At 56.5% G+C, this 12,780-nt stretch carries 12 protein-coding genes; 3 read left to right on the top strand and 9 right to left on the bottom strand.

What is annotated here, in order from left to right; translation table 11 throughout:
* Nucleotides 1–161: 161 nt before the first annotated feature.
* Nucleotides 162–2,300: a TonB-dependent siderophore receptor gene (locus C7H10_RS02470; RefSeq protein WP_106693587.1), complete on the top strand. Its 2,139-nt coding sequence runs from the start codon at nt 162–164 to the stop codon at nt 2,298–2,300.
* 134 nt (nt 2,301–2,434) lie between these two features.
* The gene (locus C7H10_RS02465; protein ID WP_106693585.1) at nt 2,435–3,556 is read left to right on the top strand and encodes a PQQ-dependent sugar dehydrogenase; all 1,122 of its coding nucleotides are present in this window, start codon (nt 2,435–2,437) and stop codon (nt 3,554–3,556) included.
* Here the strand turns inward: C7H10_RS02465 and C7H10_RS02460 are convergent, their stop codons facing one another.
* Both C7H10_RS02460 and C7H10_RS02455 read right to left on the bottom strand, forming a co-directional pair.
* Nucleotides 3,557–3,970 (bottom strand): GFA family protein, encoded by a 414-nt coding sequence (locus tag C7H10_RS02460; RefSeq protein WP_061333361.1) that lies wholly within the window; start codon nt 3,968–3,970, stop codon nt 3,557–3,559.
* Between the two features lie 92 nt (nt 3,971–4,062).
* Nucleotides 4,063–4,833, bottom strand: a complete 771-nt coding sequence (locus tag C7H10_RS02455) for a glutathione S-transferase N-terminal domain-containing protein (protein ID WP_106693583.1) — start codon at nt 4,831–4,833, stop codon at nt 4,063–4,065.
* Between the two features lie 267 nt (nt 4,834–5,100).
* Between C7H10_RS02455 and dacB the strand changes: the two genes are divergently transcribed.
* Nucleotides 5,101–6,675 (top strand): D-alanyl-D-alanine carboxypeptidase/D-alanyl-D-alanine endopeptidase, encoded by a 1,575-nt coding sequence (dacB, locus tag C7H10_RS02450; protein WP_106693582.1) that lies wholly within the window; start codon nt 5,101–5,103, stop codon nt 6,673–6,675.
* 34 nt (nt 6,676–6,709) lie between these two features.
* Here the strand turns inward: dacB and C7H10_RS02445 are convergent, their stop codons facing one another.
* The 7 genes from C7H10_RS02445 to C7H10_RS02415 form a co-directional block, all read right to left on the bottom strand.
* A complete protein-coding gene (locus tag C7H10_RS02445; RefSeq protein ID WP_106693580.1) occupies nt 6,710–7,294 on the bottom strand; it encodes a NapC/NirT family cytochrome c in 585 nt (194 codons plus the stop codon).
* Entirely contained in the window at nt 7,294–7,764 is a 471-nt protein-coding gene (locus C7H10_RS02440; RefSeq protein ID WP_106693578.1) for a nitrate reductase cytochrome c-type subunit, read from the bottom strand. The genes C7H10_RS02445 and C7H10_RS02440 overlap by 1 nt, the downstream gene beginning before the upstream one ends.
* Before the next feature lie 12 nt (nt 7,765–7,776).
* Entirely contained in the window at nt 7,777–10,281 is a 2,505-nt protein-coding gene (gene napA / locus C7H10_RS02435; protein ID WP_106693576.1) for a nitrate reductase catalytic subunit NapA, read from the bottom strand.
* Entirely contained in the window at nt 10,278–10,601 is a 324-nt protein-coding gene (locus tag C7H10_RS02430) for a chaperone NapD (RefSeq protein WP_167392866.1), read from the bottom strand. Before C7H10_RS02430 ends, napA begins: the two co-directional genes overlap by 4 nt.
* The gene (gene napF / locus C7H10_RS02425; protein ID WP_106693572.1) at nt 10,594–11,091 is read right to left on the bottom strand and encodes a ferredoxin-type protein NapF; all 498 of its coding nucleotides are present in this window, start codon (nt 11,089–11,091) and stop codon (nt 10,594–10,596) included. The genes C7H10_RS02430 and napF overlap by 8 nt, the downstream gene beginning before the upstream one ends.
* Before the next feature lie 8 nt (nt 11,092–11,099).
* Complete coding sequence (locus C7H10_RS02420) at nt 11,100–11,276, bottom strand: periplasmic nitrate reductase, NapE protein (RefSeq protein ID WP_072677854.1); 177 nt, start codon at nt 11,274–11,276, stop codon at nt 11,100–11,102.
* A 296-nt stretch (nt 11,277–11,572) separates the two neighbouring features.
* Nucleotides 11,573–12,607: a fasciclin domain-containing protein gene (locus C7H10_RS02415; RefSeq protein ID WP_106693571.1), complete on the bottom strand. Its 1,035-nt coding sequence runs from the start codon at nt 12,605–12,607 to the stop codon at nt 11,573–11,575.
* Between the last annotated feature and the right edge of the window lie 173 nt (nt 12,608–12,780).

Here is a 12,780-nt window from a genome sequence, read left to right as displayed (position 1 = left end):
GTACTTCATGCTCCATAGCCATACTTGCTCCCATTCCAATGGACAAACAATGGATCACCTGATCAGCCACAAACACCATTTGTAAACGATAACCTTTATCATTACAATCCGCGTTACAATTTTTACACCTGACCCCCAACCCATCAGAGGAATATCCAGGAATGCAGTTGCCCAATTCCACCAACAACAAGGAATACAAGCATCCGCCGCGCGGTTCGTGGACCGCAGGGCTCCTGACGCTAGCAGTGACAACCACACCGGTTCTGGCCCAGGAAACGCTTACTCCAATCGATGTCAGTGGCGAGCGTATTGAAGACCCATCTGCCCCAGTAGATGGGTATATTGCGACCTCTAGCCGGGCAGGAACGAAAACCAACACCCCGATTACCGAAATTCCACAGTCTATCTCTGTGGTTACCGCCGATCAGATGCAAGACCAGGGCGTTGCCAGTGTTCAGGAAGCCTTACGCTACACCGTGGGCGTAGGAGCCGAGCAGTTTGGTCTTGATAGCCGGGGCGACTGGCAGTCCGTGCGCGGCGGCGATCCAGTGATCTTCCTCGATGGCATGCAAAAGACTTTCGGTTTCTATCAGAGCCCTCGCACAGAGCCTTACCTGCTGGAACGCATTGAAGTCATTCGTGGGCCCTCTTCCGTGCTTTACGGCCAGGGCAACGTGGGGGGGCTGGTCAATCTCGCCACCAAACGCCCACAGGCAGAACAGTCTACCGAACTGAAACTGCAAGTAGGGAACCACTCCCGAAAGCAGGCAGCAGTCGATTCAACAGGGGCGCTTAATGAGGACGGCACGCTGCTTTATCGTTTTATTGCCCTAGGCCGTGATAGCGACACACAGGTCAACAAGGTTGAGGACAATCGAGTAGTCATCGCACCTTCGATCACCTGGCGCCCGACTGATCAGACCGAGTGGACTGTTATGGCGCTGCACCAGGAGGACCGTTCAGGCACCACCACACAGTTCCTGCCTATCGAAGGGACCCTGAAACCGTCACCATTTGGCCTGCCACAGATCCCCATCGATCTGTTCATCAGCGAACCAGATTTCGACCGCTACAACACTAAGGAAAACGCGGTGACATCGTTGTTAAGCCACCAGCTCAACAACGTTTGGACAGTGCGGCAAAGCCTCCGTTACTCGGAGACCGAGGTAGACTACCAGAGCATCTACCCTCAATTTACTCCTGCCCTCAAGGAGAACGGGGATATCGCTCGGGTCGCCTACGCCAACAAGCCAAACCTGGACACCCTGACCGCAGATCATCAGGCAGAGGCTTTGTTCTCAACGGGCAATGTGGATCACACGGTACTGCTTGGCTGGGATTACCAGCATGCGGTCAGCAGCAGCCGCCGAGCCTACAAGGCAGACATCGGCGACTTGAACGTGTTTAATCCGGTCTACGGAAACTATGACCGTTTGACCGAAAGTGATTTCAGTGACACGCCGGAAAATACCATCATCCAGAGTGGGTTCTACGCCCAGAATCAGATGACCATTAATGATCGCTGGATTGCCGTGCTGGGCCTTCGCCACGACAGCGCCCGCAACAAGACCGAGGGCGGCTCGGCCTTCACCGACGAGGAGGTCACCGGAAGGGCTGGCCTGATGTACAAGTTCAGCAACGGTATCACGCCTTTCATCAGCTACTCGGAATCCTTCAAACCGGTCACCGGTCTTGATGCTTTCAACAATCCGTTCGAGCCGTTAAAAGGTGAGCAGGTTGAAGTCGGCGTAAAGTATCAGCCGGCTGACTCCGCGAGCCTGTATACCGCTACGGTATACGATCTGCGCGAAAAGAACCGCCAGGCTCCTGACCCCGTGAATCCGAACAATCAGATTCAGAATGGCGAGACCAGCGCCCGTGGCATCGAATTGGAAGCAAAAGTGGACGTGAATGCCCACTGGGACCTGATCGCCAACTACGCCTACACCGATACCGAGGTTGAGGAGGGCAACAACAAAGGTGCCCGACTGCCAAGCATTCCCGCCCACACAGCATCGATCTGGAGCCAACATGACCTGCGTTCAGTTGGTATTCCGGGGCTTCGGGCCGGTGCCGGTGTGCGCTATGTCGGGTCAAGCTGGGATGGCACAGACCAACTCAAGACCCCCGCAGAAACCCTGCTGGACGCCATGATTGCCTACGGTCGTGACAACTGGGAACTGGCTTTGAACGTCAACAACCTGACCAATGAGACCTACTTCACGACCTGCTTGGCTCGGGGCGATTGTTTCATAGGCACCAAACGCACAGTAACGGGCACCTTGAGTTACCGTTTCTGAGTCCTTCCTGACGAACACAAAAAAGCCACCGCAAACCGGTGGCTTTTTTGTGTCGTACACTCTGGTATCGTCTAGATTACTCACTAGTCGTCGGCGTGGCACCGCTGACACTACCTTAGCTTGGAGGAGACCTCATGAACCGCTCGACTATCTTCATCGCCGCGGGCTTATCAGTACTGGCAGCGTCCCCAGTATGGTCTGACCAGACGTTCTCATCCAACAAAACCGATTTCCGGATAGAAACCGTCGCCCAGGGCCTTGAGCACCCCTGGAGCCTGGCTTTCCTGCCCGACGGCACCATGCTGGTCACCGAACGTGAGGGTCGGCTTCGCCAGATTGAAAACGGCAATCTTGTGCGAGAGCCGGTGAAGGGATTGCCGGAGCTGGTTGCCTCCGGCCAGGGCGGCCTTCTGGATGTGGTGCTGCACCCGCAGTTCACCGACAATCAGACCCTGTTTCTGAGTTACGCACACCGCAACAGTGACGGCATGACTACCCGGGTTGCCCGTGCCACCTACAACGGCGAAGCGCTTGAGAAGGTTGAAGTGATTTTTGAAGCTTTACCCCGCTCCAGCAATGGCAGGCACTTTGCGGGCAGGATGGTTTTTGACCGGAGCGGCCATCTCTACGTGGCCATCGGTGACCGGGGTGAAATGGACAGAGCCCAGGACAATCGGGACGATGCCGGTGGTGTTCATCGCATTTCCACCAACGGTGACGCAACTCCAGACAACCCTTTTATAGATGATTCCCGCACCAACAACACCTTCTACACCTACGGCAACCGCAACATCCAGGGCATGACCCTGCACCCGGACACCGGTGAAGTCTGGAGCCATGAACATGGCCCCCGGGGTGGTGACGAGATTAACATTATCAGGGCGGGGAATGACTACGGCTGGCCGAAGGTCACCTACGGCATCGACTACTCCGGCATCCCCATCTCAGACAAGACCACTATGGACGGTGTAACCGATCCACTGCACTACTGGGATCCGTCCATTGCCCCCTCTGGCATGGCATTTTATACCGGGGACCTGTTCCCGCAATGGCGGGGCGATGTGTTTGTCGGTGCCCTGAGGAGTCAAAAACTGGTGCGTCTGACCATTAACAACGAACAAGTGATTGAGGAAGAAGATCTGCTCACCAATCTCGGTGAGCGAATCCGGGATGTGCGCATGGGGCCGGATGGCGCCCTGTGGCTGCTGACCGATTCACGCCAGGGCAAGGTGTACCGGGTGGTGCCGGCCGAGTGATCAGTGCGGATCGTTGGTGCGTTCGGTTTTCTCGAACTGGGGCAGGTTGTCGGTGATATCAAACCAGTCAGACTTTGACCCCACGTAGACGTGCTGGGCCGCCTTTTTTCCCAGGGGCTCGTTGATCACGCCCACACGCAGTCTCAGGATACCGGGGATGGCGTCAACACGGCTGTATAGCTGACTGCCACAACGGGGGCAGAAAGCCCGGTATTTGCCGGGCCGGGATTCGAATTCACGCACTTGATCCTGTCCGGCAACATACCGGAAGCGCACCGTCTGAACCGGCACACTGGCTGAGAAAGCACTGCCGTGCGCCCGACGGCACTGGCTGCAATGGCACAGGGCAACCGGGCCAAGTGGGCCATCGTATTCAAACTGGATATCACCACAAAGGCATTGGCCGGTGTACATCACGCGCTCCCGATTCTGGCTCACAAACTATGGGCGCTGATCATACCGTGTCGGGCCCGGAATGCCACCCCGGGCCAGCCATTGCGTGACTCTCAGCCGCCGTACTGACTGTTCAGGTAAGCCATGATCCGGCCTGATTCAAACAGCTGCTGGCCAGTATTGGGGTCTTCCAGGTAAGGCACCTGAACACGGCCGTGTTGCTGAAAAAACGCATCCCGCTTGCCGCCCGGTATGGGCCTGTACTCGCCTGGCTTTAAACGTTGTTTGGCCGGGCCGATTTCGGTCCAGTGCTCCTTGCCCAAGTTATGCAGTGTGTAGGGAATCTCCAACTCGCACAATCTTTCCCGCACCAGACGCGAATACGGGCTACCCTCAAAACTCCAAAGGTGCAGCCCCTGCTCCGGGCGGCTACCAGAGGTGGCACGCAAGCCGCGCAGTTCACTGGCGGCCGATCCGATTGAATTTAAAGCTGGCTGCCAGGCTTTGGACTGATAGTAGCCGGGCACAGACCGACCGGCATACTGACTGAACAGGTACGCAACAATATCCTCAGATTCGTAGATCACCTTGTTGGTGTTCTGATCCACCAACAACGGAAACTGCTGTTTGCCGCCCAGGGCCTCGGCTTCCGGGCGGAAGAAACGGCCGCCTTTGGGGCAGGGTCGTATTTCCACATCCAGGTGCAGCGCGGTCAGCACTTCCCGCACACGGCGACAGTAGGGGCAGGCTTCCATATCATACAGAATGATAGGTTTCTCCGGCTGCGGAATAGCCTTGATCACCAGGCATCCACGCCAGGCAGCAAAGGAAGAGGTTGCCACGGATTCCAGTACGTTCACCTGATGTCTGATCGCTTTGAGCATATTGTTCCCTTTGTTCGTTGTATTCGGTTCACGGGCTCTGGGGCGGCATTGTCTCACAATCGCTGTCTGCCCCATTGGCCTGGGTGTCAGCAAGGTCCGGTCAAAGCTAACCCCATGATTCTGAAAGGCACTTACGTGCTGTCACAAAAACTCAATATAAACAACGACTCTACTGCCATTTTTTAACGTCATGTATAGCTTTTCTGCATAGTACAAAACCACGGGATGAGCTATTGTACAAAGAGAACATAACAACGGGCTGGTGTGATGCTGATTCAGGGTTTGCAGGCGAGGACCTGCGCTTCAAGGTGTGTAACCTCACCCAAGCGGCTGGTATTGGCCATTGCGGCTGCCTGCACCATGGCAAGCACGCCGGCCCTGGCCCAGGAAAGCAATACCGCTGCCGCAGCCTTTGCGGAATCCCGTCTCTGGGCCAGTCAGATCAAAGACTACGCAAACAAGTCCCTGAATAGCGAGCAGGCCCTCAGTGTTGCAGCCATTCCCCTTAACGGGCCGGGCATTGAGCAGTATGTGAACGCTGACGAACTGATGAGCCCTGGCTCCATCATGAAACTGGTCACCACCTACGCCGCTCTGGAATTGTTGGGCCCGACTCATCACTGGAATACCGACTTCCTGACCGACGGTACCATGGTTGGCGATACCCTGCAGGGCAACCTGTATGTGCGTTTCGGTGGCGACCCCAAACTCACCTTTGAGCGACTTTGGGGTACCCTTCGGGAACTGCGCAGCATGGGTATTAACCGGATTGAAGGCGATCTGGTTCTGGATGGCAGTTATTTTCGGGTGGATGGTGGTTTCCCTGCCTTTGAAGACAACGGCAACAATCCCCACGCGCCGTTTCTGGTGGAGCCCTCCGCTTACCTGACCAACCTTAACCTGTTGCATTTTCAGGTGCGCGCAGATGAACGGGGTACCCAGGCTTGGACTACGCCCGATCTTGGTGAAGTCACCATTGATAACCGGGTAACCGCCCTGCCGGAAGGCCCCTGTCCTGCCCGCAGCCGCTTTGACTGGAAACCGGTATTCCATAACGATCACAGGGTAACCGTTCAAGTTACCGGCGAACTGCCGCAGGGCTGTAGAACCACAACCTATCTGTCTTTGCTGCCCCATGACCGCTATTCCGCCGCCGTGATCCGTTCCGTGCTGTCTGAAATGGGCGTGATTGTCAGTGGCGGCGATCGCTTCGAGAGCACACCGGAAGAAGCACGCCTGGTCATGCGCACCACCTCACCAGACCTGGTGACCATGGTGCGGGACATCAACAAGTGGAGCAGCAATGTCATGGCGCGGCAAATGCTGCTGACCATTGGCGCCGAGTTCCGTCAGGAAGACGAACAGGACGACCGGGTGGCGGGCATCCGCGCCATCTATGACTGGCTGGAAGGGCTTGGCGTCAATACCGCGGGCATGGTGATTGATAATGGCGCAGGACTGACACGCCACGGCCGGATTACCGCACGCCAGGGCGCCCAGATTTTGCAGCACGCCTGGAACAGTCCCTATTCTTCAGATTTGATGGCCTCCATGCCGATCATTGCGATGGATGGCACCATGTCCCGCCGCCTGAGAAATACCGGCATGGACGGCCAGGGCCGGATCAAAACCGGCTACCTTGAGCATGTGCGCTCCATCGCCGGCTTTACTCGTGATGACAGGAACACCACCTGGGCCATCGTCGGCATGGTCAATAACAACCCGGCCTGGAATGGCCAGGCGGTGCTCGATCGAGTGCTTTACTCCCTGCATTTCCGGCCACCGGTCGGAACGTCCCTGTCCCAGTCACCGGCCGATGGCTCGGGGCCTTCCATCCAGTAAGCCCCGCACCCAACCCTGAACCTGAGCCCCGGACCTATCGGGGCACCCCCGCCATGTCCGGCAGCTTGTGTGCGATGCCCTTGTGGCAGTCGATACAGGTTTGCTCGCCTTCTGCCAGCGCCGTTGAGTGCGCCTGGGACGCCCTGGGGTCTTGCAGGGTGAAGTCCATCGAATCGAACTCGTGGCAATTACGACACTCAAGGGAATCGTTGGCTTTCAGCCGCTGCCACTCCCGCTCCGCCAGCTCACGTCGCTTGGCTTCGAATTTCTCCGGGGTGTTGATGGAGCCGAAGATCCACCCCCAGACTTCTTTCGACGCCTCCATTTTGCGGCCAATCTTGTGAGTCCAGCCGTGGGGCACGTGGCAATCTGAACACTCGGCACGCACACCGGAGCGGTTGGTGTAATGGATGGTGTTCTTCAGCTCCTGATACGGGTTGCTGTGCATCTCGTGACAGCCTATGCAGAACTGCTCGGTGTTGGTCACTTCCAGCGCCGTGTTGAAACCACCCCAGAAGATGATCCCGGCAATAAAGCCACTGAGCGTCAGGAAACCGAGGCTGTAGTGCACACTGGGCTTGCGCAACAGGTTCCAGTAGAGCTTCAGCCATTTCATCATCAGCGATCTCCTCTGCTGGAGGCACGGATCACTTCATCCACGGCTTTGAAATCTGACTCCACCAGCGGCTGGGCATCGGTTTGCGGCACATGGCACTGGGTACAGAAATAGCGGCCCGGCGTTACCTCGGCCCGCACCTGAAAGTGACGATCCATAAAGTGAGTCACGCTCACCATCGGAGCACCCGCCTGCACGGCAGATTCCCGGCTATGGCAGTCAAGGCACCGGTTGAAGTTCTTGTCTACCTGGTAATCACGGATGGTGTGGGGAATCACCGGCGGTTGTTCCGGGTAGTTGCGCACTTCCCGCTTTACATCCCTGGGATCACCGGCGATAGGGGGTGCGGGCAGGTCTTGCCCGAGAGTTCCGCCTTTGCGCAGCCCGTCTGGTGACGAGGGCGACAAATGATCGCTATCGGCATAGGCCAGAAAGGCCAGGGAGGCGGTCAGCAACAATACAAGCATTCTCATGGTGACGTCTCCTTAAGCCAGGTTAACCAGTTCCAGACGGACAGCGCACTTCTTGAAGTCGGTCTGCTTGGAAATGGGGTCGGTTGCGTCCAGCGTGACCTTGTTGATCAGCTTGCCAGCGTCGAAGAAAGGCACATACACCATGCCCTTAGGCATACGAACACGACCACGGGTTTCCACCCGCACCCGGACTTCACCCCGGCGGCTGATCACCTTCACCTCACTGCCGCGCCTCCAGCCCTTGTCGCGGGCGTCGTCCGCATTCATGTACAACAACGCATCCGGTACCGCCTTGTGCAGCTCGGACACCCGGCGAGTCATCGAACCGGTGTGCCAGTGCTCCAGTACCCGGCCCGTGCACAGCCAGAACGGGTATTCGTCGTCCGGAGATTCCGCAGGCGGCTCATGGGGTACCGCGAAGATTCGGGCCCGGTTGTCTGAATTTCCGTAGAACTGGAATCCGCTGCCCTCCGCCACGTAAGGGTCTGAACCTTCACGGTAGCGCCACAGGGTTTCCTTGCCGTCAACGACTGGCCATCTCAGGCCGCGGGTGGCGTGGTAGGTCTCGAAATCGGCCAGGTCTTTGCCTTTGCCGGCACCGAACTGGCGATATTCCTCAAATATGCCCTTGTGGATATAGAAACCAAAGTCCTTGGACTCCTGGTTTTCGTAATCCGGGTGCAGGTCTTCCAGTGAATAACGGTCAACATTGCCGTTACGGAACAACACATCGAACAGGGTTTTATCACGCATCTCCGGTGCCTTGGCAATCAGCTCCTCGGGCCAGACGTCCGCTACTTTGATGCGCTGGGACAGGGCCACCGTTTGCCACAAATCCGAGCGAGCTTCACCAGGTGCGTTTACCAGCTGGCGCCAGAACTGGGTGCGACGTTCAGCATTACCATAGGCCCCTTCTTTCTCAACCCAGCCCGCCGCCGGCAAAATCAGATCGGCCGCCTGGGCAGACACTGTGGGGTAAATATCAGAGACGATGATAAAGGTATCGGGATTGCGCCAGCCCGGCAGGGTTTCCTGCATGGTATTCGGGCCGGCCTGGATATTGTTGGTGACCTGGGTCCAGTACACCCGCAGCTTGCTGTCTTTCAGCATGCGGCTTTGCAGCACGGCGTGGTAGCCGGGCTTGGCCGGGATGGTGCCCTCCGGCAGTTTCCAGATCTTCTCGGCCTTGGCCCGGTGTTCCGGATTGGCCACCACCATATCGGCTGGCAGGCGATGGGCGAAGGTGCCCACCTCCCGCGCGGTGCCACAGGCCGAGGGCTGACCGGTAAGCGAGAACGGGCTGTTGCCCGGCGTCGCAATTTTGCCCGTCAGCAGGTGAACGTTATAGATCAGGTTGTTCACCCAAACGCCACGGGTATGCTGGTTAACGCCCATGGTCCAGAAGGTGGTGACACGCTTGTCCGGATCAGCGTATAGCTTTGCCAGCCGTTCAAGCCGAGCTTCGGATACGCCGGAGATCTCGGCGGCCTTCTTCACATCGTACTCACGGACATGCCTGGCAAAGTCCTCAAACGACATGTCTTCCCAACTGTTGGCGTTGTTGGCGTTCTTTGCGCTCTGTTCGCGGGGATCTTCCGGCCGCAGGCCATAGCCAATGTCATCTGCACCGCGCACAAACCGGGTGTGCTTGTTAACAAAATCCTCGTTTACCGCGTTGTTCTGGATGATGTAATTGGCAATGTAATTAAGAATCGCCACATCTGCATGGGGTTCCATCACCATTGGCAGGTCAGCCAGGTCAAAACAGCGGTGCTCGTAGGTGGAAAGCACAGCGACCTCAGTGCCCGGATGCGACAACCGGCGGTCGGTGACCCGAGTCCATAGAATCGGGTGCATTTCCGCCATATTGGCGCCCCATAGCACGAAGGCATCGGCGCTTTCAATGTCATCGTAAACGCCCATAGGCTCATCAGAACCGAACGTGCGCATGAAGCCGGCCACCGCAGACGCCATACAGTGGCGGGCATTGGGGTCGATATTATTGGAACGGAACCCGGCCTTGAACAACTTGCTGGCAGCATAGCCTTCCCAGATGGTCCACTGGCCAGAACCAAACATACCGACACTTTCCGGACCGTGTTCCTTGATGGCACTGGTAAATTTTTCTGCCATCACATCCAGGGCTTCGTCCCAGCTGACTTCCTGGAAATCACCTTCTTTGTGGAACTTGCCATCGCGTTTGCGCAGCAATGGCTTGGTGAGCCGGTCCCGCCCGTACAGGATCTTCGACAGAAAGTAGCCCTTTACACAGTTGAGGCCGCGGTTCACTTCCGACTGGGTGTCGCCATGGGTGGCAACAATCTTGTTGTCTTTGGTAGCCACCATCACACTACAACCGGTGCCACAGAAACGGCAGGGCGCCTTGCTCCATTTCAGCTCGGTGAGATCAGCGTTGGTTATCAGGTTACTGGCCGCAGCCGGAATCGACAGGCCGGCAGCAGATGCTGCCATGGCCAACGCATTGGCTTTTGCGAATTCTCGTCGTGTCAGGTTCATGACATTGCTTCCTGTTGTTCTGTTTCTGACTGTCCTGTAGCAATCAACTGCTGTCTCGCTTCTTCCGGAGACATCACTTCGTGGTAAACCAGAATGCATTCCAGAACACCTGGCGCATTCTCTATCAATTCCATGGCATTCAGGAGGTCCTGGTGGCTGGCGCCTTCCGCCAGCACCACCAGTTTTCCCATCGGGTCTCGGGTACCCTCTTCCAGCCCCGGGGTTGCCTCCAGAAGTTCGAGCACCGCATCGAGCGACTCCGGGCGAACGTGCACCAGAAAGCTGGCAATGTGGATTTCCGCGTTCGTTGATTCAGGCATGGGCTTGCTCTCTCTGTTCCTGGGTAACCAGGCTGATGGCATCTTCAGGGCACACCGCGACACAGGCACCGCAGCCGGTACATTCGTCTTCGGCAATTTCCGGGACGGCAACATGACCAAGCATGGGCGGAAACCGGATGGCCGTTGGCTCACAGGCATCGCGGCAGGTCTGACAATGAATGTTGGCTTTGGCGAGGCAGTTATCCCGCACTTCCGCCCGCCATGAGAAGGCCTCGCGGGTAAGATCGAACACGGGTTCCGGGCAAGCTCGGGCGCATTCACCGCATAAAGAGCAGCCTTCACCGGTAAAGCGAATTTGCGGGAAGCCACCATCACCCCGAAACAGCACGCCTTCCGGGCAGGCCTCAATGCAGCGATCACACCGGGTGCACTGGTCGGTGATGGCCTCGGTTGTCCAGGGCGGCCGCCATTCTGACGCCGTCGCCCTGCCGCCACGAATGAGCAGCCGGCGGGACTCGTTCACAGCCATGTTTGCCCCTACCCCCCAGGCGGTCCCGGCGGGCCCATGAACACCTGCGACATCCAGACCAGAAACCCGTAACCGCCCACCACGGCAACGGCCAGGATGGGAAAAAGAAAGACGATGATGAAGACAAACAACCGGAACTCGCTGCTCTTGCGCTGCTCCGGAGTCAGTTGTTGGAGGTCGTCCATAAACCCGCCTTTTTAATGTGTGTATTCACCACTTTAGTCAAGACGAGCAAACTTGGCAAAAATCAATTTGGGTATTTCTTTGGAGGTATAGACAGCAGGATAGTGGGAACCGGCAGCCCCCTCACTCACCCCAGGCCAAGGGGCACCCTTCCTCAGTTGCGTTTCACTTGGCTCAATATGGCCAGCTTGCAAAAGAAGTTTCACCTTCAGGCGTGCGCCCGGGCCGGGCGTGAAAGGCCGGCTTTAGCAGCCGGCCCAATGTGCAGATTTCGAGCAAAAATATACTGCTGCGGTAATTAGTTGACCGAGAAAATCACCTTATCGATCACATGAATCACGCCATTAGCGGCTTCAACGTCTGCTTCTATAACGTTGCTTCCCTCAATAACCAGAGCGTTGTTTTGTATGTCAACGCTCAGAGTGGTGCCAGCCAGGTTCGGTACTGTGCCGCCATTCGAGCCATAGGCCGTCAGAGAATCCACCCGAGTATTAAGGATATGTTGCTGTAAAATGCCCGGCAAATCTGGACTGTCAAGCAATTGCTCTGGTGTCAGCCCCAGCTCACCCAGCAAAGTTACGAAGGCAGTATCTGTTGGCGCGAACACCGTCAAATTCGCATCGGTATTCAAAGCCGTATCAAGCAAGTCCGAAGCACCAGGAGTACCGAGTGCAGCCAGCAAAATGGTGAACTCGGCACCTTCTTCAGCTTCTGCCAGCGCAGTGACAATTTCTGCAATCGTTAAGTCTGTGTTGCTCAGGGCACTTGGCGGGGGAACAAGCACCTTATCAATAAGATGGACCACGCCATTAGTCGCACCTACATCCGTAACCGTTACCCGGGAAGTGTTGACGTAGAGTACCGCCTCACCATTCTCCTGTGAGATTGAAAGCGCGACATCTTTGCCGTTCTCCGTCTCAACCAGGTTTTGTGGGACAGGATTCTGCGCAACGCTGATTGCCGCATCGGCCTTTACTTCACCCACTGACCTTGCGAGAACATGGTAAGTGAGAACCGCGTTCAGCAACGCTGTATCATCCAACAACTCTTCTGCCGTAAGACCCAAGTCTTCCAGCAGGGCCTCAAAGGCAGCATCGGTCGGTGCAAACACTGTTAACGGGACATCTCCATCGAGCAGTTCCGCGATAGTCGGATTTGCCGCAAGAACCGCGGCCTCAAGAATCGTCGTATTCTCATTTTCAACAGCAATTTCCAAAATGCTTTGCGTTGGTTGATCTGTAATACGGCTACTGCTACTGCTGCTGTCTAGCCAGCACCCAGACAGCATGGCACTCGCCGCTAAAATCATCGGTAAAGCTATCACATTTTTCATTCTTTCTTTCCTCGCTGAAGAATCGCTTGACGATAATGTGTGTTGGTTCGAACCAGCACTAATTCATTCCCTGATTAATGCGTCAAAGCAATCTACGGGAAGGGCAAAAAAACGGATTCACATTTATTTACATTCGAGCATACATGTGTGAGCTGAATAGCAGTTTTGAATAG

It is taken from the genome of Marinobacter shengliensis (assembly GCF_003007715.1).
In the GTDB taxonomy this organism is placed as follows: Bacteria; Pseudomonadota; Gammaproteobacteria; order Pseudomonadales; family Oleiphilaceae; genus Marinobacter; species Marinobacter shengliensis.
The sequence above is the reverse complement of the archived record's forward strand: the minus strand, read 5'-3'. Positions and strand labels throughout refer to the sequence as shown.